At 69.8% G+C, this 25,026-nt stretch carries 22 protein-coding genes; 16 read left to right on the plus strand and 6 right to left on the minus strand.

What is annotated here, in order from left to right; all coding sequences use genetic code 11:
* Positions 1-152: 152 nt before the first annotated feature.
* Genes ACFXN1_RS31490 through ACFXN1_RS31500 form a run of 3 tightly spaced genes read right to left on the minus strand, consistent with a single transcriptional unit; the run spans position 153 to position 4,890 of the window.
* A complete protein-coding gene (locus tag ACFXN1_RS31490; RefSeq protein ID WP_379438287.1) occupies positions 153-2,573 on the minus strand; it encodes a tetratricopeptide repeat protein in 2,421 nt (806 codons plus the stop codon).
* 2 nt (positions 2,574-2,575) lie between these two features.
* On the minus strand, positions 2,576-3,562 hold the full coding sequence (locus ACFXN1_RS31495; protein WP_379438285.1) for a glutamate ABC transporter substrate-binding protein: 987 nt from the start codon (positions 3,560-3,562) through the stop codon (positions 2,576-2,578).
* Positions 3,559-4,890 carry a hypothetical protein gene (locus tag ACFXN1_RS31500; RefSeq protein WP_379438284.1) on the minus strand — a complete coding sequence of 444 codons (1,332 nt, stop codon included), beginning with the start codon at positions 4,888-4,890 and terminating at the stop codon, positions 3,559-3,561. Before ACFXN1_RS31500 ends, ACFXN1_RS31495 begins: the two co-directional genes overlap by 4 nt.
* Before the next feature lie 156 nt (positions 4,891-5,046).
* Here ACFXN1_RS31500 and ACFXN1_RS31505 point away from each other — a divergent pair, with 156 nt between their 5' ends.
* A complete protein-coding gene (locus ACFXN1_RS31505) occupies positions 5,047-5,721 on the plus strand; it encodes an NUDIX domain-containing protein (RefSeq protein WP_379438282.1) in 675 nt (224 codons plus the stop codon).
* Positions 5,722-5,724: 3 nt separating this feature from the next.
* Positions 5,725-7,908 (plus strand): molybdopterin-dependent oxidoreductase, encoded by a 2,184-nt coding sequence (locus ACFXN1_RS31510; protein WP_379438281.1) that lies wholly within the window; start codon positions 5,725-5,727, stop codon positions 7,906-7,908.
* On the opposite strand, the gene thiE is transcribed toward ACFXN1_RS31510, so the two are convergent.
* Positions 7,909-8,610 carry a thiamine phosphate synthase gene (gene thiE / locus ACFXN1_RS31515; protein ID WP_379401277.1) on the minus strand — a complete coding sequence of 234 codons (702 nt, stop codon included), beginning with the start codon at positions 8,608-8,610 and terminating at the stop codon, positions 7,909-7,911. It lies immediately after the preceding gene.
* A 153-nt stretch (positions 8,611-8,763) separates the two neighbouring features.
* Between thiE and thiO the strand changes: the two genes are divergently transcribed.
* From thiO to ACFXN1_RS31545, 6 genes are all read left to right on the plus strand, one after another.
* Positions 8,764-9,849 carry a glycine oxidase ThiO gene (gene thiO / locus ACFXN1_RS31520; protein ID WP_379438279.1) on the plus strand — a complete coding sequence of 362 codons (1,086 nt, stop codon included), beginning with the start codon at positions 8,764-8,766 and terminating at the stop codon, positions 9,847-9,849.
* Positions 9,846-10,058 carry a sulfur carrier protein ThiS gene (gene thiS / locus ACFXN1_RS31525; protein ID WP_354843470.1) on the plus strand — a complete coding sequence of 71 codons (213 nt, stop codon included), beginning with the start codon at positions 9,846-9,848 and terminating at the stop codon, positions 10,056-10,058. The genes thiO and thiS overlap by 4 nt, the downstream gene beginning before the upstream one ends.
* Positions 10,059-10,143: 85 nt before the next feature.
* On the plus strand, positions 10,144-10,887 hold the full coding sequence (locus ACFXN1_RS31530; protein WP_379438302.1) for a thiazole synthase: 744 nt from the start codon (positions 10,144-10,146) through the stop codon (positions 10,885-10,887).
* 118 nt (positions 10,888-11,005) lie between these two features.
* Positions 11,006-11,950, plus strand: a complete 945-nt coding sequence (locus ACFXN1_RS31535; protein WP_379401279.1) for an ABC transporter ATP-binding protein — start codon at positions 11,006-11,008, stop codon at positions 11,948-11,950.
* Positions 11,950-12,768 carry an ABC transporter permease gene (locus ACFXN1_RS31540; protein ID WP_379388622.1) on the plus strand — a complete coding sequence of 273 codons (819 nt, stop codon included), beginning with the start codon at positions 11,950-11,952 and terminating at the stop codon, positions 12,766-12,768. Before ACFXN1_RS31535 ends, ACFXN1_RS31540 begins: the two co-directional genes overlap by 1 nt.
* 540 nt (positions 12,769-13,308) lie before the next feature.
* The gene (locus tag ACFXN1_RS31545) at positions 13,309-14,076 is read left to right on the plus strand and encodes an adenylate/guanylate cyclase domain-containing protein (protein WP_379401332.1); all 768 of its coding nucleotides are present in this window, start codon (positions 13,309-13,311) and stop codon (positions 14,074-14,076) included.
* A gap of 19 nt (positions 14,077-14,095) precedes the next feature.
* Here ACFXN1_RS31545 and ACFXN1_RS31550 read toward each other — a convergent pair whose 3' ends face one another.
* Complete coding sequence (locus tag ACFXN1_RS31550; RefSeq protein WP_354843480.1) at positions 14,096-14,254, minus strand: hypothetical protein; 159 nt, start codon at positions 14,252-14,254, stop codon at positions 14,096-14,098.
* Between the two features lie 179 nt (positions 14,255-14,433).
* Here ACFXN1_RS31550 and ACFXN1_RS31555 point away from each other — a divergent pair, with 179 nt between their 5' ends.
* From ACFXN1_RS31555 to ACFXN1_RS31585, 7 genes are all read left to right on the plus strand, one after another.
* Positions 14,434-16,149, plus strand: coding sequence for an acyclic terpene utilization AtuA family protein (locus tag ACFXN1_RS31555; protein ID WP_379438277.1), 1,716 nt, complete (start codon positions 14,434-14,436; stop codon positions 16,147-16,149).
* Positions 16,150-16,237: 88 nt separating this feature from the next.
* Positions 16,238-17,401: an acyl-CoA dehydrogenase family protein gene (locus ACFXN1_RS31560; protein WP_379388616.1), complete on the plus strand. Its 1,164-nt coding sequence runs from the start codon at positions 16,238-16,240 to the stop codon at positions 17,399-17,401.
* Positions 17,398-19,002: a carboxyl transferase domain-containing protein gene (locus ACFXN1_RS31565; RefSeq protein WP_364619804.1), complete on the plus strand. Its 1,605-nt coding sequence runs from the start codon at positions 17,398-17,400 to the stop codon at positions 19,000-19,002. Before ACFXN1_RS31560 ends, ACFXN1_RS31565 begins: the two co-directional genes overlap by 4 nt.
* Positions 19,003-19,010: 8 nt before the next feature.
* Positions 19,011-21,074 carry an acetyl/propionyl/methylcrotonyl-CoA carboxylase subunit alpha gene (locus ACFXN1_RS31570; RefSeq protein ID WP_379438275.1) on the plus strand — a complete coding sequence of 688 codons (2,064 nt, stop codon included), beginning with the start codon at positions 19,011-19,013 and terminating at the stop codon, positions 21,072-21,074.
* 3 nt (positions 21,075-21,077) lie between these two features.
* The gene (locus tag ACFXN1_RS31575; protein WP_354843494.1) at positions 21,078-22,241 is read left to right on the plus strand and encodes an acyl-CoA dehydrogenase family protein; all 1,164 of its coding nucleotides are present in this window, start codon (positions 21,078-21,080) and stop codon (positions 22,239-22,241) included.
* 86 nt (positions 22,242-22,327) lie between these two features.
* Positions 22,328-23,122 (plus strand): enoyl-CoA hydratase family protein, encoded by a 795-nt coding sequence (locus ACFXN1_RS31580; protein WP_379438274.1) that lies wholly within the window; start codon positions 22,328-22,330, stop codon positions 23,120-23,122.
* 6 nt (positions 23,123-23,128) lie between these two features.
* Entirely contained in the window at positions 23,129-23,743 is a 615-nt protein-coding gene (locus ACFXN1_RS31585) for a TetR/AcrR family transcriptional regulator (RefSeq protein ID WP_354843499.1), read from the plus strand.
* Positions 23,744-23,830: 87 nt separating this feature from the next.
* Here ACFXN1_RS31585 and ACFXN1_RS31590 read toward each other — a convergent pair whose 3' ends face one another.
* Positions 23,831-24,397: a TetR/AcrR family transcriptional regulator gene (locus ACFXN1_RS31590; RefSeq protein ID WP_379438272.1), complete on the minus strand. Its 567-nt coding sequence runs from the start codon at positions 24,395-24,397 to the stop codon at positions 23,831-23,833.
* Between the two features lie 182 nt (positions 24,398-24,579).
* Between ACFXN1_RS31590 and ACFXN1_RS31595 the strand changes: the two genes are divergently transcribed.
* On the plus strand, positions 24,580-24,942 hold the full coding sequence (locus ACFXN1_RS31595; RefSeq protein ID WP_379438300.1) for a hypothetical protein: 363 nt from the start codon (positions 24,580-24,582) through the stop codon (positions 24,940-24,942).
* The last annotated feature ends 84 nt before the right edge of the window (positions 24,943-25,026 follow it).

Below are 25,026 nucleotides of genomic sequence, written 5' to 3' on the forward strand. Positions count from 1 at the left end.
CATGGTGGTCACCGGATCCGGTTCGCCCGGTCCACCGGAACCCGTGTCGCACCACGCACAACCGTGGTAGGGGCCGAAATTCCCTCGCCGGCCCCGTGGTTCGCAGACTGCCTCTGTGACCGCCGCGGGCGACACGGGACTCTTCCGGTTCCTCAGAACCAGGATTTGGCACGCACCGCGTTGGCCAGATCCACCAGCGCGTACCGGTGGGTGCGTTCAGGCGCGGAGCGGGCGAGGCCGCGCAGGCCGGCCTCGATGCCGCGCCGGAGATCCCGCTCGGTGAACGGTGACCCGAACAGCTTGGAGCCGACCGATTTCGGTTGCTTTCCGGCCTGCACCCAGCCCAGCGCGACCCCCAGGGTGAGAATCCGCAACTGGGCCGCGCGTCCCTCGCCGGTCGGCAGATCCTGCACCCGCGCCGCCGCCACCCGCAGCGTCGACTCGTCCAGGTCCGCGGCGGGCGCGCAGGTCAGCAGTATGAGAATGGCCGTCATCCGGGCCTCCGCGTAATGCCGTGAGGCGGGCGGCACCTGATCCAGCGCGTGCACGGCGGCGGTGATGTTCCCGGCCGCTGCCAGCTGGCGGGCCAGACCGAAGGCCGCGCTCACCACGCCCCGATCGGTGCGCCACACGGTGGCGTAGTAGTTCTCGGCATAGGACCGCCACTCCTCGGGATCGGGCGAATCCCAGTGCTGGAGAACGAGTTCCGCGGTGGCGGCCAGCGCCAGCTTGGGTGCGATCTCGCCGGGCAGCGCCTCCAGCACGGCGTCGAAGCGGGCGAAGGCGCGCTCGTACTCCAGTTCCAGCAGCTCGGTCAGGCCCAGGTACCAGTCGATGCGCCAGTCCGGGGCCGGCGGCAGCGGCTCGTCGGTGAGCCGGGCCAGCAGCATGCGGGCGGCCGCGGGCTCGTCGAGGTCCAGGTGGGCGCGGGCCTCGGCCAGCGTCACCTCCAGTTCGAAAGTCTCGGGCGCGCCGCCGGGTTCGGCCGCCGCGCGCTGGCGGGCGTGCCGCAGTTCGTCGAGGGAGTGCCGGGGTTCGGGATGCGCGGCCCCGGCCAGCAGCGGCGCGGACGGGTCGCCCGGATCGATGATGGGCACCGGCAGCGCCGCCACCACGTCGCCGGGCTGCAGCAGGGTGTCGCGGGGGACGCCGTCGATGATGCCGTCGGTCTGCGCGATGAGCTCGCCGGTGCCGAAACTGGTGCGCGGCGGGCTGAACAGGGTGGACAGCTGCGGATGCTCACTGCCGGTCTCGACGGCCAGGATCTCCCGCAGCACGCCGGTGAGCTGGGTGGCGAGCAGGCGCGCGGAGGGGAATCGGCGCTCCGGGTCCGGGTGGGTGGCGCGCAGCAGCAGCCGGTAGAGGAACGGGTGCCGGGCCAGCACCGGCTGCTCCTTCGGATCCGGGATGCCGTCGACGTGGGCGCCGCGCTCCATCGGCAGGTGCAGGGTGAGCACGGCCAGCGTGCGGCCCACGGTGTAGATGTCGGAGGCCACCGTCGGCCCGGTGTGCGCGATCTCGGGCGCCTGGAATCCCCTGGTGCCGTACAGGTTTCCGTACGCCTCGAACTGGGTGACCGCGCCCAGGTCGATGAGCTCCACCCGGTCGGTGGTGATCATGATGTTGTCGGGCTTGAGGTCGTTGTAGGCCAGCCCCACCGAATGCAGATAGTCCAGGGCCGGAAGGATTTCCAGCAGGTAGGCGATGGCCTCGGCGACCGGCATGCGGTCGGGCGCATGGTGATCGAGCAGATCGCGCAGCGAATGCCCGCCCACGTACTCCATGACGATGTAGCCGATCGGCGTCCCGTCCGGCCCCGAGTGCTCCACGAAGTTGTGGATCTTCACGATGCTCGGGTGCACGACCTCGGCCAGGAACTGCCGCTCCGCCAGCGCGACCGCCTGCGCCTCGGCGTCACCGGCGTGCAACAGGCCCTTGAGCACCACCCAGCGGTCGCTCACATTGCGGTCGATGGCCAGGTAGATCCAGCCCAGTCCGCCGTGCGCGATACAGCCCTGGATCTCGTACTGGCCCACCACCCGGTCGCCGGGATACAGCGAGGGCCGGAAATCGTAAGGCGCGCCGCAGGTCTGGCAAGTGCCCGCGGTGGTGGACACCTGGGTCGGGGTGGCCCGCCCGACCGGCTTGCCGCATCGCCAGCAGAACCGCCGCCCCTCGGCCACCACCGGATCGTCGAGCACGGCGGCTTCCGGATCCATCGGCTCCACCGCCGGGATCGGCACCAGTCCGGCCCCGAGCCGACGCACCGCGGGGCGCGGGCGGGTCATGCGGGCGGTGCGCTGGGAGGGCCGGGTCGGGGTCCGCGTCTCGCCCTCCGCGCTCGAAACACTCGGCGCCACCGGGATTTCCGGTTCCACGGCGGTCGGCTCCGTGCCGGGGGATTCCGCGCGCGGCGTCGGCTCGGTGCGCTCGGCGGGCCGGGTGCCCGCGCCGTCGTCGCCGGCCGGTGCGTGCCGCGTGGTCAGCTCGGTCCGGGCGGGCCAGTACGGCCCCACGGTCATCTCGGTGCGCGCGACCGCCTGCGTCCCCTCGGGTTGCTCCGGTGTGGTCATCGTCAGTCCTGATACCTCGGGGGCGGCGGAATGGCGGCGTCGCCGAGCTCGGTCACCAGCCAGCGGCGGTAGAGCCGGTTCCAGGTCCCGTCCGCGCGAATGCGTTCCAGGGTGCCGTTGACGAAGCGGACCAGATCGTCCGCGCCCTTGGAGATGCCGATCCCGTACTGCTCGGTGCTCAGGTTGGGTCCGACCACCTCGGTGGCCGGATCCTGCTCGGCCAGCCCGGCCAGCACGGTGTCGTCGGTGCTGACCGCGTCCACCTGCCGCTGCTGCAGCACCACCAGGCAGTCGGCCCAGGTGGGCACGGTGAGGATGGACGCGGCGGGCTGCGAGCGCCGGATCAGGTCCAGGGAGGTGGTGCCGTTGACCAGGCACAGCCGTTTGCCCGCCAGATCGGTCAGTCCGTTGATACCGGAGTTGCGGAAGGCCAGCACGCGCTGATGCGCCTGCAGATACGAGGTGGAGAAGGTAACCGTCTGCCGCCGTTGACAATTGATGGTCATGGTCTTCACCACGACGTCCACGGTGTGCTCCTGCAGCGCCCGCTCGCGGTCGGCGGAGCCGAGGATCCGGAACTCCAGCGCCGCCGGATCGCCCAGCAGGTCCCGGGCCAGCTCGCGGGCGATGTCCACATCGAATCCGGCGAGCGTGCCGCTGGCCGGATCCCGGAAGCTGAACAGATTGCTGCCCGGGTCCAGGCCCACCAGCAGCCGCCCCCGCGCCCGGATGGCGTCGATGTCCGGCCCGCTCCTGGTGCCGTTGGGCCGCAGGCTCGCGGTCGGGTCACCGCAGTCGGTCACCTCCGGCGGCGGCGCGCTCTGGGTCTGTGCCGCAACGGCTCCCGACGGCAGTGGCGGCTCGACATAGCTGGGCACCCGGGTCGAGGGCGCAGGCGGCGGGGGACTGCTGTCGCCGCAGGCGGCCGTGTAGGCCACGGCCGCGGCCAGGACCGCGAGAGTCAGGGAGCGGACGGGTCTTCGGGTCATCGGTACTCCCGCAGTCGGGGCCAGAGCCCGGCCGCGATCAGCACGGCGGCGGCGGTGCTCAGCACCAGCGCCCCGGGGCCGAGCAGGTCCAGCGTGCGGGCGGCGTGCGAGGTGTCGGTGCGCAGCATGTTCCGGGTGTCGGCGATGCCGTCGCCGAGCGCGCGGTCCAGCGCGTCGGTCTGGGCGGCGGCCTCGTTGGCGCCCGGCCCGGTGGCGACCGCGGCCGCGCCGATGAAGTCGCCCTTGGACAGCGCGTCGTTCATGCGCTGGTGCGCGGCCCGCCAACGGTCCAGGGCGGCCGACGCGGTCTGCACGTCGCTCGCGCCGGGCGCGTCGGTTCGATAGCCGGACAGGATGTTTCGCAGTTTGTCGATGGCCTGGTCGTAGGCCTTGTCGTAGTCCGCGCTGGTGTCGCGGCGCACCAGTTTGAGGGTCTCCGCGGTGCGGGCCTGCTGGGCCAGGATGCGGCTCTGGGTGAGCGCCGTGGTGGGGGTGCTGCCCTGGTCGCGGGCGTGGGTGGTGTCCACCGCGGAGATGATGCCCGCGATCACCGTCCAGGCCAGCAGTACCACCATGGTCCCGGTGGCCAGCAGCAGCCCGAGATTGAGCACCCGGTGCCAGCGCCGGTACAGGAACAGCTGCGCCGCGATCAGCGCCGCCACCACCAGCAGCGGCAGCAGGATGGCGGGCCAGGGCGGGCGCACGTGGGTGTGCTGGGTGGCGGTGATGGCGGCGGACCGGTGCTCCTGCAGTTCCTGCGCCATCGGCAGCAGTGTCCCCTGCATCAGGTTGGAAGCCTCGCTCAGATAGGCCGCGCCCACCGGCTCCCCGGCGCGGTTGTTGGCCCGCGCGGTCTCGATGACGCCGGTGTACACCGGCAGTCCGGTGGCGATGCCGCTGCGCAGCTGCGTATCCGTGTCCCCGTCACTGCGATTGGACTGGGTCACCAGTTCGGCCGCGGCCTCGCCGACCGCCTGGTTGTACCGGTCGCGCACCGGCTTCGATTCCAGCCCACCGGAAATGAAGGCGGCACCGGCCGAGGCGTCGGCCACCGACAGTGAGGTGTAGAGCCGCTGCGCCGAATAGGCATCGGGCTCCGACTGATCCAGCAGGGCGTCCAGGGCGTGTTGCCGGTTGGTCACCGCGGTGGCGGTCACGATGCCGGCCGCCACGCACAAGCTCAGCAGGACCAGTCCGATGGCGATCAGTTTGGCCGGTGAGGACCGGGCGAAACTGCGCAGTTCGGTGGTCGCGAAGCGTTCGCGCCAGGCCGCCGCGGCGGTGCGGGGGGACAGCTCCGCGAGCCGCAATTCCTCGGTGCGAGCCATCCTCACCTCCCACTGACCGATATCGAACGACCGACTTGTTGCTGCCGGATGAGCTTATTGTGGACGTACCGCCGCTGTGACGCGGGAATCCCCGCGATGTGCTCCGCTGAGCGGGGACTGTGCACGGCAGTGCGGTCGGACGATGGGATTGCGAAGATGCGTGGTGATGGGGACGGGTGGGCGGAGAGTCCGGATGGCACCCGCCAGTGGGGTCGTTTCGGCGCTGCCGGACTGTTGCTGCGCGCCCCGCTGGCCGGCGGCGGATCTGCAGTCCTGCTGCATCATCGGGCCGCCTGGACCCATCAGGGCGGCACCTGGGCGCTGCCCGGCGGAGCCCGCGACTCCCACGAGACCAGCGTGCACGCGGCCGTCCGTGAGGCCGAGGAGGAGGCGGGCATCGCGCCCGGCTCGATCCGGGTGCGCGGATCCCGCGTGACCGCGACCGCGCCCAGTGGCTGGACCTACACCACCGTCATCGCCGATGCCGCCGATCAGCTGCGCACCCGCGGCAACAAGGAGAGTCAGGACCTGATCTGGGTGCCCGAGGACGAGGTCGAGGACCGGCCGCTGCACCCCGGCTTCGCCGCCGCCTGGCCCGCCCTGCGCGCCACGCCCACCCTGATCAGTCTCGAGGGAATCGCCGATACCGGCGCGGTGGCGGCCGCGTTGCCGCGCACCCTGGATCTGGCCGGGCAGGAATTCCTCTGGCTGCATTCGAACGGCGACGGGGTCGGCCGCACCGCCCGCATCGGCGCGCCCCAATCGGTTACGGAACAGACCGATTTGGCCGGAAATGTGTTGTTCCTCACTCTGGACCAGGTGTTGTCTTGAGGCGTGACAACGCGCGAGCTCCCCACCTACTGCCGGATCTGTGAGCCCCTCTGCGGGCTGATCGCCACCGTCGAGGACGGGAAGCTGGTGCGCCTGCGCGCCGACAAGGACCATCCGCTCTCCCGTGGCAACGCCTGCCCCAAGGGCATCGCCTTCACCGAGATCCAGAACGATCCCGACCGGGTGCTGTATCCCTTGCGGCGCACCGCCTCCGGCGAGTTCGAGCGGGCGTCCTGGGACACGGCGCTGGACGAGATCGGCGCACGCCTGTGCGGGCTCATCCGCGAGCACGGAATCGAGAGCCTCGGCTGGTATTTCGGCAATCCGTCCTCCTTCTCCTATTCACACACCCTGTGGATGGTGGGTTTCCAGCTGGCCGCCGGGTTGAAGCACGTGTATTCGGCCGGTTCCCAGGACATCAACAACCGTTTCGTGGCCAGCGAGCTGCTCTACGGCTCCCTCACCACCGTGCCGGTGCCGGATCTGGACCGCACCGATTTCCTGCTCATGCTGGGCGCGAATCCCCTTGTCTCACACGGCAGCGTGCTGAGCGCGCCGCGTATCCGCGAGAAGCTCACCGCCATCACGAAGCGGGGCGGGCGTGTGGTGGTGGTCGACCCGCGAAACACCGAGACCGCCAAGCTGTTCGAGCACGTCGGCGTGCGACCGGACGGTGACGCCTGGCTGCTGGCCTCCCTGTTGCAGGTAATCTTCGACGAGGGTCTGGAAGACACCGGGGCGCTGCGTCGCCAGGCCGGCGGCGCACGTGAACTACGGGATGCCGTAGCGCGTTTCACGCCCGAATACACCGCCGAGGTCACCGGCCTCGAGCCCGATCGGGTGCGCGCCCTGGCCCGCGATCTGGCCCGCGCCGAATCCGCCGCGGTCTACGGCCGCACCGGTACCTGCCTGGGCAGGCACGCGACCCTGGTGGCCTTCCTCATCGACGTCCTGTCCCTGGTGACCGGAAACCTCGACAGGCCGGGCGGTTCGGTCTTCGGCAAGGAACTGGTGGCGGTCTCCGAACTGAGCGCCCGCCTCGGTTTCGCCGGCTACGGCAAGAACCATTCCCGCATCGGCGGATTCCCGGACGTGCTGGGCACCTTCCCGGCCGCCATCATGGCCAAGGAGATCACCACGCCCGGCCCTGGGCAGCTGCGTGCCCTGTTCACCTCGGCGGGCAATCCGGTTTCCTCGGTGCCCAACGGCCGCGAACTGGCCGCCGCGCTCACCGAACTGGACCTGTTCGTTTCCATAGACATATATGTCAACGACACCAACCGGATAGCCGACTACATCCTCCCGGCGACCACTTTTCTGGAGCGCGACGACATTCCGCTGCCGTTCACCGCGTTCTCCCCGACGCCGTACACCCAGTACACCGAGCGGGTCGTCGAACCGTACGGGGAGGCTCGCGAGGAATGGCGGATCATCGACGCCATCGCGACCCGGATCGGCGTGCAGCCCTTCGCCATCGGTCCGGCCCGCCCGGCCGGTCGCCTGCTGAGTGCCCTGCGCCGCCGCGTCCCGGGCCTCGGTTCCGCCCGCCCCACCCCGACCCTGCTGGCCGACCTGGCCCTGCGCACCGGCCCCTACGGCGACCGATTCGGCCTGCGCCGCAATGGCCTCAGCCTGCGCATGCTGCGCCGTCACCCGCACGGGGTGGTGCTCGCCGACAGCATCGCCACCGGGGTGCTGCGGAACGTGGTGCGGCACAAGGGGGGCCGCGTGCGGCTGGATCCGGACGAGATCATCGGCGAACTGCGCGCCCTCAGCGCGCGGCCGGCCGATCCGGCCTATCCGCTGCGCGTCATCGGCCTGCGCGAACTCAAATCGCACAACTCGTGGATGCACAATGCCGAGCCGCTCATGCGCGGCGACCGCGAGCACGCCGCCCGCATCAACCCCAAAGACGCGGCGGTGGCGGGCATTTCCGACGGCGACCGCTGCCGGGTTTCCTCCGCGCACGGCGCCATCGAGGTGACCGCCCGGCTCACCGAGGACATGACCGAGGGCACCGTGGCCATTCCGCACGGCTGGGGTCACGACGGCGGCTGGCAGCGCGCCAATGCCGCCGGGGGCGCGAATGTGAACGACCTGATGTCCACCGATCTCGCCGATGTGGAACGCCTCGCGGGCATGTCCAATCTGAACGGCGTCCCGATTCGTCTCGACCCGGTCGGCTGACTAGCGGTCGTTCGCCAGGATCCGCTGCTTGATGGCGCGGGCGGCGGCCGCCGGATCGTCGGCCTCGGTAATGGCCCGCACCACCACGATTCGCGTCGCGCCCGCGTCCAGCACCTCGGGCAGGCTGCGGGCGTCGATACCGCCGATGGCGAACCACGGCCGCTGCGTGTGCGAATCCGCGGTGGACCGGACCAGATCGATGCCCGCCGGGGTGCGACCCGGCTTGGTCGGGGTGGCGTATACCGGCCCGGTGCAGAAGTAGTCGATGTGCTCGTCCACCGCGGCCAGTCCGGCCTGCGCGCGATTGTGCGTGGAGCGGCCCAGCACCACCTCGCCGCCCAGGATCTGCCGCGCGTACCAGGGCGGCAGGTCGCCCTGGCCCAGGTGCAGCACGTCCACCCCGGCCGCGAGCGCGATATCGGCGCGGTCGTTGCACGCGACCAGTGCGCCGTGGCGGCGGGCGGCGGCCTTCAGCTCGGCCAGCGCACCCAGTTCGGCCTTGGCCTCGAGTGGCCCGAACTGCTTCTCCCCGGGCGAGCCCTTGTCCCGCAGTTGGATGATGTCGACGCCGCCGGCCAGGGCCGCCTCGGCGAACTCCGCCAGGTCACCCCGGTCCCGGCGGGCGTCGGTGCACAGGTACAGCCGCGCGGTGGCGAGGCGTTCCCGTGGGGTGGCGGGCCGGTTCGGGTGGGAGGGTTGCACAGTCTCGACGGTAGTCGCGCTACGGTGTTCGAGTCGAAACGACCCGAGAGAGCGCACCCGGCGTGCAGCCGCGCGACGCTCCCGCCGAGTCCACTGTTTCGCGCGATATATATGCAGGTCCCGCGGATGCCGGGATGAGTTAGGTGGATTCACATGCGGACTCTGGCCGTCGTCGGCGGCGGTGTGATCGGACTTTCGGTAGCCTGGCGTGCCGCCGGAGCGGGCTGGACCGTCACCCTCTTCGACCCGGCCGTGGGCTCCGGATCCTCGTGGGTGGCGGGCGGCATGCTCGCCCCGCTCTCGGAGGGCTGGCCCGGTGAGGACGCCGCTCTCGCCTTCGGCGCCGCCTCCCTGATCCGCTGGCCCGGTTTCGCCGCCGAGCTGCGGGGCGTCACCGGCACCGATGTCTTCGTCGCCGATCAGACCCTGACCGTCGCTCTGGACGGCGCCGATGCCGCCGACCTGCGCACCATCGCCGACTGGGTGAATGCCCGCGGCCACGAGCTGCGCCTGCTGGACCGCGCCGGGGTGCGTGCCGCCGAACCCGGCGTGGGCCGCGGCGTGCGCGCCGGACTGCTCGCCGTCGCCGAACCCGCCGTTGACAATCGCGCCCTGGTGACCGTGCTCCGAACCGCCTGTGCCGCGGCCGGAGTCGAGTTCCGCGCCGAGCGGGTGGAATCGCCGGCGGGCCTGTCGCACGATCGCATCGTGCTCGCCACCGGCGCCGCGGCCGCCGAGTTGTGGCCCGGTCTGCCGGTGCGCCCGGTGAAAGGCGAGATCCTGCGCCTGCGCCGCCGCCCCAGCGCCCCGCCCGTGCCCGCCCGCGTGATCCGGGCCCGGGTGCACGGCCGCCCCATATATCTTGTGCCGAGGCGTGACGGAATCGTGCTGGGTGCAACACAATACGAAGTCGGGTTCGACAACGCCGTCACCGTCGCCGGTGTCCGCGACCTGGTCACCGATGCCGAGGCCGTGCTGCCGGGTATCGGCGAGTACGAATTCGCCGAGGCCATCGCGGGTTCGCGCCCGGGCTCGCCCGACAATCTGCCGCTGATCGGTTACCTGGACGAGCGGGTGATCGTGGCCGCGGGACACGGCCGCAACGGCATTCTCGACACCCCGGTCACCGCCGACGCCGTCCTGGCGCTGCTCGCCGACACCGAGCTGCCCGAGGCGCGTGCCGCGGACCCGCGCCGGTTCACCACCGCCGCACCGTTTCACCCAGGAGGAGTCCGATGACCGCAATTCCGGTCGGCGTCACCGTCAATGGCGAGGATCATGTTTTCCCCGACGAGCTCACCATCCGGCAGCTGCTGGAACGGCTGAACCTGCCGTGCCAGGGCGTGGCGCTGGCCATCGACGGCGCGGTGTTCCCCAAGTCCCGCTGGGACGAGCCGGTCGGCCGCGGCTGGGAGATCGAGGTCCTGACGGCGGTGCAGGGTGGCTAGCGCGCCGGCGGGAGCTCAGGGCCCGGAGGCGGCAGCTCGCGTAACCACGCAGGGCCCCGCGCACGCCGCATCGAGCGCAGCGCCGCTGGTCATCGCGGGACGCGAGTTCGGCTCCCGGCTCATCATGGGCACCGGCGGCGCGGAGAATCTGGCCGTGCTGGAGGAGGCCCTGGTCGCCTCGGGCACCGAGCTGACCACGGTCGCCATGCGCCGGGTGGACGCCGCGGGCGGCACCGGCGTGCTGGACCTGCTCAAGCGGCTGGAGATCGCGCCGCTGCCCAATACCGCCGGCTGCCGCACGGCCGCCGAGGCGGTGCTCACCGCCCAGCTGGCCCGCGAGGCTCTCGAAACCGATTGGGTGAAGCTGGAAGTCATCGCCGACGAGCGCACCCTGCTGCCCGACGCCATCGAATTGGTCGCCGCCGCAGAGCAATTGGTGGACGACGGCTTCACCGTGCTGCCCTACACCACCGACGACCCGGTGCTGGCCAAGCGCCTCGAGGACACCGGCTGCGCCGCGGTCATGCCCCTGGGCTCGCCGATCGGCACCGGTCTGGGTATCGGCAATCCGCACAATATCGAGATGATCGTGGCCGCCGCGGGCGTGCCGGTCATCCTCGACGCAGGCATCGGCACCGCCAGTGATGCCGCGCTGGCAATGGAACTCGGCTGCTCGGCGGTCCTGCTGGCCACCGCGGTCACCCGCGCCCGGCAGCCCGCGCTGATGGCCGCCGCCATGGCCCACGCGGTCGAGGGCGGCCGGCTGGCGCGGCAGGCCGGGCGAATCCCCAAGCGCTTCTGGGCCCAAGCTTCCTCGCCCGGATTCTGAAGTCCGGCCCGGGTTCTGAACCCGGAGTCCGGTCCGGCCCGTAGTCATCCTCAGGGATGAGCGACGCGCGACCAATTAGCGATAGTGCGCGCTCCTTACATGGGGAAGACTGGTCGCCATGATCGAACTGAGAGGCCTGACCAAGCACTACGGCCAGACCGTCGCGGTGTCGGACCTGTCGTTCACGGTTCGTCCGGGGCAGGTGACCGGCTTCCTCGGCCCGAACGGGGCGGGCAAGTCGACCACCATGCGGATGATCCTGGGGTTGGACACACCGACCTCCGGCACCGCCCTCATCGACGGTAAGCCGTACCACGACCTGAAGCGTCCGCTCGACACCGTCGGCGCGCTGCTGGACGCGAAGTGGGTGCATCCCAATCGTTCCGCGCGCTCGCACCTCCGGTGGATGGCCGCCTCCAATGACATTCCGCAGTCGCGGGTGGAGGAGGTGCTGCGCCTGGTCGGCCTGTCCGAGGTCGCCAACAAGAGCGCCGGTGGTTTCTCCCTCGGCATGTCGCAGCGGCTCGGCCTGGCCGGCGCCCTGCTCGGCGACCCGCAGGTGCTGCTGTTCGACGAACCGGTGAACGGCCTGGATCCCGAGGGCATTCTGTGGATCCGCCGCTTCATGCAGCGGCTGGCGGGCGAGGGCCGCACCGTGCTGGTGTCGAGTCATCTGCTCTCCGAAATGGCGCAGACCGCCGAGCATCTCGTCGTGATCGGCCGGGGCCGGCTCATTGCCGACACCACCACAAAGGATTTCATCGAGAAGGCCTCGGAACAGTCTGTGCGCGTACGCAGTCCGCAGCTGGATCAGCTGCGCAGCCTGCTCACCTCGAACGGCATGACGGTGCGCGAGGATGGTGCCGAGGCGGACGGCCCGGCCCTGGTGGTCGCGGGCGTCACCAGCGACGCGGTCGGAAAACTGGCCGGCGCCAATGACATCACGCTCTACGAGCTCTCGCCGCAGCGCGCTTCGCTGGAGGAGGCGTTCATGCGCATGACCGGTGGCGCGGTGCAGTACCACGGCGAAGGCTTCGATCAGGTTATGGGAGGTGCGCTCTGATGGGAGTGCTCGCGGCGGAACGAATCAAGCTCACCTCGACCAAGTCGCCGGTCTGGTGCACGGCGCTGCTGGTCGTGTTCGCGCTCGGTATCGCGGCGCTGTTCAGCCTGGCCCTGAACGCGTCCTGGCGGGTCTTCGAGGATCAGCTGGCCCAGGGCAAGATGACCCCGGCCGATGCGCCGTACGCGGAGAACTCGGTGGCGGGCCTGGGTATCACCGGCCTGGCCCAGGGCATTCCGGGTTTCGGCTACCTGATGGTCATGATCCTGGCGGCGCTGGCGGTCACCAGTGAATACCGCTTCGGCACCATCAAGACCACCTTCCTCGCGGTTCCCGGTCGAACCACCGTGCTGCTCACCAAGGCCGGTGTCATCGGGGTTGCTATGGCGTTGCTGAGTGCGGCGCTGACCTTCCTCGGCTTCTTCATCTTCAAGGTCATGGTGAACCACGACGCGGGCAGCCACCTGAGCCTGAGCAGTGGCGATCTGCGGGTCTTCTACGCCGTGCCGCTGTTCATCCTGCTGGTGGTCTTCCTGGCGGTCGGCGTGGGCACGCTGATCCGGCAGTCGGCGGGCGCGCTGTCGCTGCTGATCGTGTGGCCGGTCATCCTCGAGCCCATGGTCGGCGCGTTCGGCAAGATCGGCCGGGAGATCCAGGTGCTGCTGCCGTTCCAGAACGCGGGCCTGTTCCTGGGCACCGTGGACGCCAAGTCGTCGTACTGGCACTGGGGTCCGTGGGGCGGCCTGGTCTACTTTGCGGTCTTTGTCGGATTGATCTTCGCAGCCGCGTTGTTCGTGGTAAATAAGCGCGACGCGTAGAGCGCGCACAGACCCTGCCCTAGGGGCCGCCGGCCACTGCCCGGCACGGCGGCGAGCATCGGCCCGATACGGATTCTCCGTATCGGGCCGGTGTCATAACGGGCCAAAAGTGTGTGCCAGCTAACTTTTCCTGTCGGCATGGATCGTTGGCCGTCGTACTGGACGGTCGGTAGCATCGAAACAGCAACCAAAACACTCAAACCTTCGGCGGGTCCAATGATGTGGCCGCTAGCACCGATCGGGAGGTGTCAGGTGGCAATCATTGATCCATTCCACGACGGAACGCTGAGATACGCTCTGGGCGTGAGCGAACGACCCTCCGACGGCGGTGAACGCGCCTCCGACGCGAACCGTACGGACGGACTGGGAACCGATCGCAACCGGTCCCGCGACGCGCCCCCCAGTCGGGCACGGCAACCCCGCATCGACCCGGATGTGGTCATCCCCCTGATTCCCGCGGAACTGTCCGAGGACCCCGACGAGACCGACGAGTCGCAGACCGGGCGGCGGCGCGGCCGCTTCCCCGGGCAGCTCTCGGCCATGGTCAATGCCGCCAATCAGCGCGGCGACATCATCGATGCCATCCGCAAGGCGCGCGAGAACCTGCCCGGCGATCCGGCCTTCGGTGATCCGCTCTCGGTCTCCGGACCCGGTGGCGCGCGTGCCGTGGCCCGCGCGGCGGACAAGCTGGTCGGTGATTCCCCCAGTGCCGCACGCGAATTGGGGCTGGGTGCGCTGCAGGTCTGGCAGGCCGTGCTGGAGCGGATCGGCAAGGGCCGCGGCCCGCAGGAGATCACCATCATGTTCACCGATCTGGTGGCCTTCTCCAGTTGGTCCCTGGCCGCAGGGGACGAGGTGACCCTGGACCTGCTGCGGCGGGTGGCCAAGGCCATCGAGCCGCCCATCGTGGATCGCGGCGGCCAGGTGGTCAAGCGCATGGGCGACGGCGTGATGGCCGTGTTCCCGTCCGCGGACCGGGCCGTGCGGGCGGCGGTGGCGGCCAAGGAGAACCTGTCGGCGGTGTCGGTGGACGGCTATCGCCCGCAGATGCGCCTGGGGCTGCACACCGGCAGTCCGCGCGAGATCGGCGGCGACTGGCTCGGCATCGATGTGAACATCGCGGCCCGCGTCATGGAAGCGGGCGGCAATGGCAACACCATGCTCTCGGGCGTGACGCTGGACTCGCTGCGCCCGGAGACGCTCGAGGAGCTCGGCCTGGGTGTAAAGCCCTATCGCCGTAGCTTTTTCGCGGCTCCACTGAGCGGCGTCCCGGAAGATCTCCGCATCTTCCGCCTCGAGGCCGAGTGACGGTCGGCCGGCGCGAGAGTCAGTTCGTCATCCAGAGCACCGCGCCCACGGCCGCGAGCACGCCGCAGACGGCGAGCCCGATGGCCAGTGGGCGCGAGGTCTTGAACAGCGAGTACGCCCCGCCGAGCAGGAATCCGGCGAGGGCGAGCAGGACGATCACGGTGACGTCTGAGGACACGTGTTCAGTGTGCCTGAAGGTTGCCGCCGCATCGGGGACCGGTCCCGACCTGGGATTATGAAAAATAACAAGCACGCGGGCTTGATTTTTTCCGGGACCGATGTGACCCTGTAACCGACCGCAGCACCGAGGCTGCGCCGACCGCGCTGTGACAGCGCAGGTGCACAGGGAGGCCCGCCATGAGTCAGCTCGCCGACACTCCGGATCTGATTCGGATCGGCAACTGTTCCGGGTTCTACGGCGATCGCCTCAGCGCCATGCGGGAGATGCTCGAGGGCGGGCAGCTCGACGTGCTCACCGGCGACTATCTGGCCGAGCTCACCATGCTGATCCTGGGACGCGATCGGATGAAGGACGCGAACCTCGGCTACGCCAAAACCTTCGTGAAGCAGCTGGAGGGCAGCCTCGGCCTGGCCCTCGAGTCCGGGGTGAAGATCGTCGCCAATGCGGGCGGGCTGAATCCGGCCGGGCTGGCCCAGCGGGTGCGGGAGGTGGCCGAAAAGCTCGGTCTCGCACCGAAGGTCGCGTACGTGACCGGCGACGATCTGCTGGCGCGGGCCGGAGAGCTGGGGCTGGGCGCGCCGCTCACCGCGAACGCCTACCTGGGCGCGTGGGGCATCGCCGAATGCCTGACCGCGGGCGCGGACATCGTGGTGACCGGGAGGGTCACCGACGCCTCGGTGGTGGTCGGTCCCGCGGCCGCTCATTTCGGCTGGGGCCGAACCGATTACGACGCGCTGGCCGGTGCGGTGGTGGCGGGACACGTCATCGAGTGCAGCACCCAGGCCACCGGCGGCAATTTCGCCTTCTTCACCGAGATCGCCGATCTGGGGCGGCCGGGCTTCCCGATCGCCGAGGTGCGGCGTGATGGCAGCAGTGTCATCACCAAGCATGCGGCCACCGGCGGCGCGGTCACCGTGGACACGGTGAAAGCCCAGCTCATGTACGAGATCCAGAGCGCGCGCTACGCCGGGCCGGATGTCACCACGCGACTCGACACCATCCGGGTGAGCCAGGAGGGCCCCGACCGGGTGCTGATCAGCGGCGTGACCGGTGAGGCCCCGCCGCCGCAGACCAAGGTGTCGACCAACACCATCGGCGGATTCCGCAACGAGATGGAGTTCATCCTCACCGGCCTGGATATCGAGGCCAAAGCCGAACTGGCGCAACGGCAGCTGGAGTCCTGGCTGCCGGCGCGGCCCGCCGAGCTGGAGTGGACCCTGGCGCGGCTGGACCGGCCCGACGCCGACACCGAGGAGCAGGCCAGCGCCCTGCTGCGCTGTGTGGTCCGCGACCCGGATCCGAACAAGGTGGGGCGCGCGTTCTCCAGTGTCGCAGTGGAATTGGCCCTGGCCAGCTTCCCCGGCTTCTCGCTGACGGCCCCGCCCGGCAATGGCGGTCCGTACGGGGTGTTCACGCCGGGATACGTGGATTCCAAGGAGATTCCGCACACGGCGGTCCTGGCGGACGGCACCGAGGTGGCGATCGCGCCGGCCGGGGAAACCCTGGAGCTGGCTGCCGTCACGGAACCGGAACTGCCGCAGGCGCTTCCGGCCGGAGCCACCACCCGCGCCCCGCTGGGCGCGATCGCGCTGGCCCGCAGTGGCGACAAGGGCGGCAATGCCAATATCGGCGTCTGGGTGCGCACCGAGGAGCAGTGGCGCTGGCTGGTGCACACGCTGACCGTCGACGAGCTGCGCCGCCTGCTGCCCGAGACCGCCGCGCTGCCGGTCACCCGGCACGTGCTGCCGAATCTGCGGGCGCTGAACTTCATTGTCGAGGGCCTGCTCGGCGAGGGTGTGGCCTATCAGGCCCGCTTCGACCCGCAGGCCAAGGGGCTCGGCGAATGGCTGCGCGCCCGGTACCTCGACATCCCCGCGGAGTTGTTGCCGTGAGCCGGCGCGGCGGACCTGCGCTGCGGCCGTGGACCGGCCGAGCCGGTGACAGGCGAGGGTTCGGCCTCGCGGAAGGGAACGAGGCGGTATGAGCGCCGGATATGCAGACCCGTGGCAGACGCCCGAACGCCGCGAATTGCGCGCCACCGTGCGCGGTTTCGCGGAGCGGGAGGTACTGCCGTATCTGGACGAGTGGGAGCGCAACGGCGAGATCCCGCGTGAGCTGCACAAGAAGGCGGGTGCGCTGGGGCTGCTGGGCATCCAGTTCCCGGAATCCGCCGGCGGTTCCGGTGGCGACGGCATCGACGCCGCCATCGTGGCCGAGGAGCTGCACTACGCGGGCTGCTCGGGCGGCCTGTTCGCCTCCCTGTTCACCTGCGGTATCGCGGTGCCGCACCTCATCGCCTCGGGCAATGCCGAGCACATCGAGCGCTGGGTGCGGCCGACGCTGGCGGGCGAGAAGATCGGGTCGCTGGCCATCACCGAGCCGGGCGGCGGTTCGGATGTCGGGCATCTGCGGACCACGGCGGTCCGGGACGGCGACGACTTCATCGTGAACGGGTCCAAGACCTTCATCACCTCCGGTGTGCGCGCGGATTTCGTGGTGACCGCGGTGCGTACGGGCGGTCCGGGCGCGGCCGGTGTGTCGCTGCTGGTGGTGGAGAAGGGCACGCCCGGGTTCACCGTCAGCCGCAAGCTGGAGAAGATGGGCTGGCTGTGCTCGGACACCGCCGAACTCTCGTATGTCGATGTGCGAGTGCCGGTCTCGAACCTGGTGGGCCCGGAGAACAGCGGATTCGCCCAGATCGCACAGGCCTTCGTGAGCGAGCGGGTGGGGCTGGCCGTGCAGGGGTACGGGCACGCCCAGCGCTGCCTGGACCTGACGCTGCAGTGGTGCCGGGACCGGGAGACCTTCGGCCGCCCGCTGATCAGCCGCCAGGCCGTGCAGAACACGCTGTCGGAGATGGCGCGCCGCATCGATGTCGCGCGCGTGTACACGCACGCGGTGGCCGAGCGCGCCGCCCGCGGTGAGACCGATCTGATCGCCGAGGTGTGCTTCGCCAAGAACACCGCAGTGGAGACCGCGGAATGGGTTGCCCACCAGGCGGTACAGCTCTTCGGCGGCCTCGGTTACATGCGTGAGTCCGAAGTCGAGCGCCACTACCGCGATGTCCGGATCCTCGGCATCGGTGGCGGCACCAACGAGATCCTGACCAGCCTCGCGGCCAAGCGATTGGGGTTCCAGTCTTGAGTATTCTGCGCACGTCCGTAGACCCGAATTCGGCGGACTATCAGGCCGCCGCCGAGGCCATGACGGCCAAGCTGGCCGAGGTGGAGGCCGAGTACGCCAAGAACATCGCGGGCGGTGGCCCGGACAAGATGGCCCGGCACCGCAAGCGCGGCAAGCTGACTGCGCGTGAGCGCATCGAACTGCTCATCGACGAGGATTCTCCGTTCCTGGAGCTGGCTCCGCTCGCGGCCTGGGGCAGCGACTTCCATGTGGGCGCCAGCGTGATCGCGGGCATCGGCATTGTCGAGGGCGTCGAGTGCATGATCGTGGCGCCGGATCCGACCGTGCGCGGCGGTACGTCGAATCCGTGGACGCTGCGCAAGAACCTGCGCATGAACGACATCGCGCTGGAGAACCGGCTGCCGGTGATCGGCCTGGTCGAGTCCGGCGGCGCGGATCTGCCGACGCAGAAAGAGGTCTTCGTTCCCGGCGGGCGGATGTTCCGGGACCTCACCCGGCTGTCGGCGGCCGGAATCCCCACCATCGCACTGGTTTTCGGCAACTCCACGGCCGGTGGCGCGTACGTCCCGGGCATGTCCGACTACACGGTCATGATCAAGGAGCGCTCCAAGGTGTTCCTGGGCGGTCCGCCGCTGGTGAAGATGGCCACCGGTGAGGAGTCCGACGACGAATCCCTCGGCGGCGCCGAAATGCACGCCCGCATTTCGGGTCTGGCCGACTACCTGGCCGTGGACGAGCAGGACGCGATCCGGCTGGGCCGTTCCATCGTCAAGCGACTGAACTGGCAGAAGCAGGGTCCGGCCGCGCGCCCGGTCACCGAGGTGATCGAGCCGATGTACGACTCGGAGGAACTGCTCGGCATCGTGCCGACCGACCTCAAGATCCCGTTCGATCCGCGCGAGGTCATCGCCCGCGTGGTCGACGGCTCCGACTTCGACGAGTTCAAGCCGCTCTACGGTTCCAGCCTGGTGACCGGCTGGGCGGAACTGCACGGCTACCCGGTCGGCATTCTCGCCAATGCCCGCGGCGTGCTGTTCTCCGAGGAAGCACAGAAGGCCACCCAGTTCATCCAGCTGGCCAACCAGTCGAACACGCCACTGCTGTTCCTGCACAACACCACCGGCTACATGGTCGGCAAGGAGTACGAGCAGAAGGGCATCATCAAGCACGGCGCGATGATGATCAACGCGGTGTCGAATTCGAAGGTGCCGCACATCTCGCTGCTCATGGGCGCGTCCTACGGCGCGGGCCACTACGGAATGTGCGGGCGCGCCTACGATCCACGCTTCGTGTTCGCCTGGCCCAGCGCCAAATCCGCCGTCATGGGCGGCGCGCAGCTGGCGGGCGTCATCTCCATCGTGGGCCGGGCCGCGGCCGAGGCCAAGGGCATGCCCTTCAACGAGGAGGCCGACGCCGGGATGCGCGCCATGATCGAGGCGCAGATCGAGGCCGAGTCGCTGCCCATGTTCATGTCGGGCCGCCTCTACGACGACGGCGTCATCGACCCGCGTGACACCCGCACGGTGTTGGGAATGGCGTTGTCCGCCATCCACAATTCCCCGATCAAGGGCGCCGAGGGCTTCGGCGTCTTCCGGATGTGAGGCCAGAAATGGAAATCACCAATGTTCTGGTTGCCAACCGTGGCGAGATCGCGCGGCGCGTATTCGCCACCTGCCGTCGCATGGGTATCGCGACCACTGCCGTCTATTCGGATGCCGATGCGAACGCCCCGCACGTGGCCGAGGCCGATGCCGCAATTCGCCTGCCGGGCAACACCCCTGGCGAGACCTACCTGCGCGCCGAGCTGATCATCGAGGCCGCGCTGGCCGCCGGTGCCGACGCCATCCACCCCGGCTACGGATTCCTCTCCGAGAACGCCGAATTCGCCAAGGCCGTGCAGGCCGCCGGCCTCATCTGGATCGGCCCGCCGGTCGCGGCCATCGAGCAGATGGGCTCCAAGGTCGAGTCCAAGAAGATGATGGACGCCGCCGGTGTCCCGGTGCTGAAGCAGCTGGATCCGGCCGAGGTCACCGCCGACATGCTGCCGGTGCTGATCAAGGCGTCCGCCGGCGGTGGCGGTCGCGGCATGCGCGTGGTGCGCGAACTGTCCGAGCTGACCGGTCAGATCGAGGCGGCGCAGCGGGAAGCCCAGTCCGCCTTCGGCGATCCGACCGTCTTCTGTGAGCGCTACCTGGAGACCGGCCGCCACATCGAGGTGCAGGTCATGGCCGACACGCACGGCACCGTGTGGGCGGTCGGCGAGCGCGAGTGCTCGATCCAGCGCCGGCATCAGAAGGTCGTCGAGGAGGCTCCGTCGCCCCTGGTGGAGAAGGTCGACGCCATGCGCGCGTCAGGCTCGGAGGAGGCAGCGCAGCGTAACCACGGAGAGCCCGCGCGCATGGCCGAGGGACAGAGCATGCGGGCGCGGTTGTTCGAGGCGGCGCGGCTGGCGTCGGAGGCCATCGGCTACGAGGGTGCGGGCACCGTCGAATTCCTGGCCGACGAAAAGGGCGACTTCTTCTTCCTGGAGATGAATACCCGTCTGCAGGTGGAACATCCGGTCACCGAGCAGGTCACCGGCCTGGACCTGGTGCGCCTGCAGCTGCAGGTGGCCGCCGGTCGCGCGCTGCCCGCGCGGCAGCCGGAGATGCGCGGCCACTCCATCGAGGTGCGCCTGTACGCCGAGGATCCGGCCCACGACTGGCAGCCGCAGTCCGGCCCCGTCCACAAGCTCGACATCCCCGGCACCCTGGGCGAATTCACCGTCCTGACCGAGCCGGGCGTGCGCCTGGACACCGGCGTGGTGGACGGTTCCGTGGTGGGCGTGCACTACGACCCCATGCTGTCGAAGGTCATCTCCTTCGCCGAGACCCGTGACGAGGCGGCGCATCTGCTGGCTGCTGCCCTGCAGCGGGCCAAGATCCACGGCCTGGTCACCAACCGCGACCTGCTGGTGCGGGTGCTGCGGCATCCGGCGTTCCTGGCGGGCGACACCGATACCGCGTTCTTCGCAACCCACGATCTCGAGAAGCTGTCGGCGCCACTGGTTTCCGAGGCCGGCGAGCAGCTGTCCATCGTGGCCGCCGCGCTCGCCGACGCCGCCGCCAACCGGCGCGCGGCCCGGGTCGGCAGCGGCCTGCCCAGCGGCTGGCGCAATCTGCCGTCGCAGCCGCAGTCCAAGTCCTACGAGTCGCGCCTGACCGGCAAGCACGAGGTGCGCTACCGCCTGACCCGCGCGGGTGTCGAGGTCGAGGGCCACGACGGGCTCGAATTGCTGGAGGCCACACCGGATCTCGTGGTGCTCCAGGTCCCGGGGGAGCGCGGCCCGGTGCGCCGTCGCTTCGAGATCGCCCGCTACGGCGACCTGGTCGCGGTGGATTCCCCGCTCGGCCCGGTTGCGGTGCGCCGCCTGCCCCGCTTCGAGGACCCGGCCGACCAGGTGGCCGAGGGCTCGCTGCTGGCCCCGATGCCGGGCGCGGTCATCCGCCTGGGCGCGGCGGTCGGTGACCGGCTCGAGAAGGGCCAGCCCATCCTGTGGCTGGAGGCGATGAAGATGGAGCACACCATTGCCGCACCCACCGCCGGCGTGCTCACCGAATTGAACGTTTCCGCCGGCCAGCAGGTCGAGGTCGGCGCGGTTCTCGCCGTGGTCCACAGCGAAGATCAGGAGTAGGCAATGAGTTTCATCGAGACCGACGAGCAGAAGGCGCTGCGGGCCGCGGTGGCCAAGCTGGCCGCCAAGTACAACTTCCGCGACTACGCCGGCCCCAAGGCTCGCCGCAACGAGCCCTTCGACGAGCTGTGGGACGAGGCCGGCAAGCTCGGCTTCCTGGGCGTGAACCTGCCCGAGGAGTACGGCGGCGGTGGTGCGGGCATCTACGAACTCGCGCTCGTGCAAGAGGAATTGGCGGCGCAGGGCTGCGGCCTGCTGCTCATGGTGGTCTCGCCCGCCATCTGCGGCACCATCATCACCAAGTACGGCACCGAGGCGCAGAAGCAGCACTGGCTGACCAAGCTGGCCGACGGCTCGTCGAAGATGGTCTTCGGCATCACCGAGCCGGACGCGGGCTCCAACTCGCACAAGATCACCACCACCGCCCGCCGCGACGGCGAGGACTGGATCCTCAACGGCCGCAAGATCTTCATCTCCGGCGTGGACCAGGCCGAGGCGGTGCTCATCGTGGCCCGCTCCGAGAACGCCAAGACCGGCAACCTGCAGCCCGCCCTGTTCATCGTCCCCACCGATGCCCCCGGCTTCGTGAAGACGAAGCAGGAGATGGACATTCTCGAGCCGGACAACCAGTTCACACTGTTCCTCGACGATGTGCGGCTGCCCGCCACCGCCCTGGTCGGCCAGGAGGACGCCGCCATCGCGCAGCTGTTCGCGGGCCTGAACCCGGAGCGCATCATGGGCGCGGCCATGGCGGTCGGCATGGGCCGCTACGCCATCGACCGGGCCGTGGCCTACGCCAAGGAGCGCGCGGTGTGGAAGGGCGCGCCGATCGGGGCGCACCAGGGCATCTCGCATCCGCTGGCGCAGGTGAAGATCGAGCTGGAACTGGCCAAGGTCATGATGCAGAAGGCCGCGTTCCTCTACGACTCCGGTGACGACTTCGGCGCGGCCGAGGCCGCCAATATGGCGAAATACGCTGCGGCCGAGGCCAGTATCAAGGCTCTCGACCAGGCCATCCAGACCCACGGCGGTTCCGGCCTGACCTCGGATGTGGGCCTGGCGGGCATGCTGGCCGCTGCCCGCATCGCCCGGGTGGCGCCGGTCAGCCGCGAGATGATCCTCAATTTCGTGGCCCAGCACTCGCTGGGTCTGCCCCGGTCCTACTGACCGGGGCGACGAGTGGCGGCGGTGTGCGCGGCCACCGCCACTCGTCCCTCCCGCACCCGAAAGCCACACAGCAGCAGGAGTATTCGATGACCGACACAGCCGGTGCCGCCGCGGACGCGCCGTTCGTGCGCTACGAGGTGCGCGACGGATTCGCGGTACTGACCCTGGACTCCCCGCACAATCGCAACGCCCTGTCCTCCCGGCTGGTCACCGAACTGCTGGCGGGACTGGAGCGGGCGTCCGGGGACGATGCGGTGCGCGGGGTGGTGCTCACCCACACCGGCAACACCTTCTGCGCGGGAGCGGATCTCAAGGAGGCGGTGGACGCCGACCCGGCGGCCGCCGCCGACATCCGCACCCGCTGGATGATCTCGGTGCTGCGCGACATCCTCGCCATGCCCAAGCCCGTGGTGGCACAGGTGGACGGCAATGTGCGGGCGGGCGGCATGGGCATCCTCGCCGCCTGCGACCTCGTGGTCGCCGGGCGGAACAGCAGCTTCGCGCTGACCGAGGTGCGGATCGGGTTGGCCCCGTTCATGATCTCGCTGACCCTGCTGCCGCGCATGACCGGCCGGTCGGCGGCCCGCTACTTCCAGACCGGCGAGACCTTCGACGCGGCCGAGGCCGAGCGCATCGGCCTCATCACCGGCGCCGCCGACGACCCCGCAACCGAGACCGCGCGCCTGCTCGGTGAACTCCGCAAGGGCTCACCGCAGGGCCTGGCCGAAGCCAAGCAGCTCGTCAACGCGGACCTGCTCACGGGCTTCGACCGCGGGGCCGAAGAACTGGCCAAACGCTCCGCGAGCTTCTTCGGCACCCCCGAGGTGATCGAGGGCATCACGGCCTTCATGCAGCGCCGCCCACCCAGCTGGGCAGAATAGGCAACCATGGCGACACCCCACGAACCCAAGCAGGACCGCAGCCGGGCCACCCGGCAGCGGCTGCTGGAGGCGACCATCGACTGCCTGGCCCAGACGGGCTGGGCGGCCGCCACGGTCGCGGTGGTGGCCGAACGGGCCGGGGTGTCGCGCGGCGCGGCCCAGCATCACTTCCCCACCCGTGAGGATCTGATCACCGCCGCACTGGAGTACATGTTCGACACCCGGATGGACCAGGCCAAGGCCGACGCCCTCGCGGTCGCCGACGTCGCCGAGGGCGTCGCGCGCACCGAGGCGGTGGTGGCCGGCCTGGTCGAGTCCTACACCAGCCCGCTGTTCAAAGCGGCGCTGCAGGTGTGGACCCACGCGGCCGCCGACCCGGCCCTGCGGGAACGAATCGTCCCCATGGAAGCCCGCTTCGGCCGCATCTCGCATCGGATGGCCGTCGAGGCGCTGAGCGTGGACGACTCGGATCCGGTCGCCCACCACCTGGTGCAGGCCACCCTCGACCTGGCCCGCGGCCTCGGCCTCGCCGATGTCCTCACCGACGACTCCCTGCGCCGCAAGGAAATCGTGCAGCAGTGGGCCGCCACCCTCCACACCGCCTTGGCCGCCCGCCACTGACCATCCGTCGCCCGGACTGCCGCGCTCACCGAAACCGCTGTACGCCTGGCCATGTCGTTCGTCTTCAACCGAAAATGGCGTTGACGGCTAGCGGTCCGGCGCTGTGGGGCGGTTGAGGAGGATCGCGGAGGCGCGGGCGCGGACCTGGGCGCGGGTGCGGCCGGGATGGTCGGCGGCGAGGAACTGGTTTCCGATGGCCAGGCAGAAGGCGAGCAGGCTGCGCGCCTCGATCTCGTCGGGGTCGGAGCAGAAGGTGCCGATCGTCTTGCGCAGCAAGGCCATCCGACGGTCGTCGACGTGGCGCAGCCGGGCGGCGACCGATTCATCGCGGCGGGCCCAGTCCCGGATCGCCAGGTCGATCCCCAGCAAACGGTTGGGGGACAAGGTCAACTGGCCGGCGAGGGCGATCTTGTCCCGTGGGTCCTCCTCGAGCGCAATGGTTTCGAGCACTTCGTCGGTGCTCTCGCGCTCCCAGACGTCCAGCATCGCTTCCAAAAGGGCTGCGCGGTCGGGGAAGTAACCGTAGAACCCGCCCTTGGTCACGCCCAGCTGCTTGGCCAGGACTTCGATGCGGACCGCTTCCACGCCGCTGTCGACGAGCGTCTGCAAGCCCTGCTCGATCCACGCCTCGCGCGGGGTACGGGCCACGCCCATATGGTGACTCCTCTCACGCCTCGCCTTCTATACGGCACCGTATATCAGGGCTACCCTCGCTGTTATACGCCACCGTATATCAAGACTGGGGGACGAGACACGCGCCCCCGCAAGGGAAATGGAGAGGTCCGATGATCAAATGGGCTGGTCGGCTCATCGTATTTTTCGGAGCCGCACACACCGTGGGCGCATTGACGATCGAGCACGCGGCAAGCCACGCCGGAGCGTGGTTCAGCGGGGAGCTGTGGGGCGACGACTTCGCCGCCATGAGCCCGGCGGACAGCGCTTACTGGCTCTCCCTGGACAGCTTCGGCATCCCACTGATAGTGGTCGGCCTGACGGTGCTCTGGCTGGACAACCGGCACATCACGCCCCCGCCCTTCATCCCCTGGATTCTGGGAATCTGGACGGTGATCGGCGCCATCGTCCTCGCGCCCACCCCCTGGCCGATCATGGCGCTCGCAACAATCCTCCTGTTCATCGGAACCCGCCGCGCCGCACACCACGACAGCCCCGCCCTGCGAACCCAAGGCGCCGAGAGATGACGAACGAACCGCTCACTCGGAGCGTAAGCCCCGACGTACACACAATTTTCGCGAAGATCGCAGTCGAGGCCTTGCACGCGCCTT

Source organism: Nocardia sp. NPDC059154, from assembly GCF_042755705.1.
Classification (GTDB): domain Bacteria; phylum Actinomycetota; class Actinomycetes; order Mycobacteriales; family Mycobacteriaceae; genus Nocardia.

What these genes read in the sequence shown, in the direction of transcription:
- ACFXN1_RS31560 (WP_379388616.1), top strand. Translation starts at nt 16,238, where the DNA reads ATGAGCGCCGGATATGCAGACCCGTGGCAGACGCCCGAACGCCGCGAA.
- ACFXN1_RS31580 (WP_379438274.1), top strand. Translation starts at nt 22,328, where the DNA reads ATGACCGACACAGCCGGTGCCGCCGCGGACGCGCCGTTCGTGCGCTAC.
- ACFXN1_RS31545 (WP_379401332.1), top strand. Translation starts at nt 13,309, where the DNA reads ATGGTCAATGCCGCCAATCAGCGCGGCGACATCATCGATGCCATCCGC.
- ACFXN1_RS31495 (WP_379438285.1), bottom strand. Translation starts at nt 3,562, where the DNA reads ATGACCCGAAGACCCGTCCGCTCCCTGACTCTCGCGGTCCTGGCCGCG.
- ACFXN1_RS31555 (WP_379438277.1), top strand. Translation starts at nt 14,434, where the DNA reads ATGAGTCAGCTCGCCGACACTCCGGATCTGATTCGGATCGGCAACTGT.
- ACFXN1_RS31490 (WP_379438287.1), bottom strand. Translation starts at nt 2,573, where the DNA reads ATGACCACACCGGAGCAACCCGAGGGGACGCAGGCGGTCGCGCGCACC.
- ACFXN1_RS31570 (WP_379438275.1), top strand. Translation starts at nt 19,011, where the DNA reads ATGGAAATCACCAATGTTCTGGTTGCCAACCGTGGCGAGATCGCGCGG.
- ACFXN1_RS31535 (WP_379401279.1), top strand. Translation starts at nt 11,006, where the DNA reads ATGATCGAACTGAGAGGCCTGACCAAGCACTACGGCCAGACCGTCGCG.
- thiS (WP_354843470.1), top strand. Translation starts at nt 9,846, where the DNA reads ATGACCGCAATTCCGGTCGGCGTCACCGTCAATGGCGAGGATCATGTT.
- ACFXN1_RS31585 (WP_354843499.1), top strand. Translation starts at nt 23,129, where the DNA reads ATGGCGACACCCCACGAACCCAAGCAGGACCGCAGCCGGGCCACCCGG.
- ACFXN1_RS31500 (WP_379438284.1), bottom strand. Translation starts at nt 4,890, where the DNA reads ATGGCTCGCACCGAGGAATTGCGGCTCGCGGAGCTGTCCCCCCGCACC.
- ACFXN1_RS31540 (WP_379388622.1), top strand. Translation starts at nt 11,950, where the DNA reads ATGGGAGTGCTCGCGGCGGAACGAATCAAGCTCACCTCGACCAAGTCG.
- ACFXN1_RS31575 (WP_354843494.1), top strand. Translation starts at nt 21,078, where the DNA reads ATGAGTTTCATCGAGACCGACGAGCAGAAGGCGCTGCGGGCCGCGGTG.
- thiO (WP_379438279.1), top strand. Translation starts at nt 8,764, where the DNA reads ATGCGGACTCTGGCCGTCGTCGGCGGCGGTGTGATCGGACTTTCGGTA.
- ACFXN1_RS31505 (WP_379438282.1), top strand. Translation starts at nt 5,047, where the DNA reads ATGCGTGGTGATGGGGACGGGTGGGCGGAGAGTCCGGATGGCACCCGC.
- ACFXN1_RS31590 (WP_379438272.1), bottom strand. Translation starts at nt 24,397, where the DNA reads ATGGGCGTGGCCCGTACCCCGCGCGAGGCGTGGATCGAGCAGGGCTTG.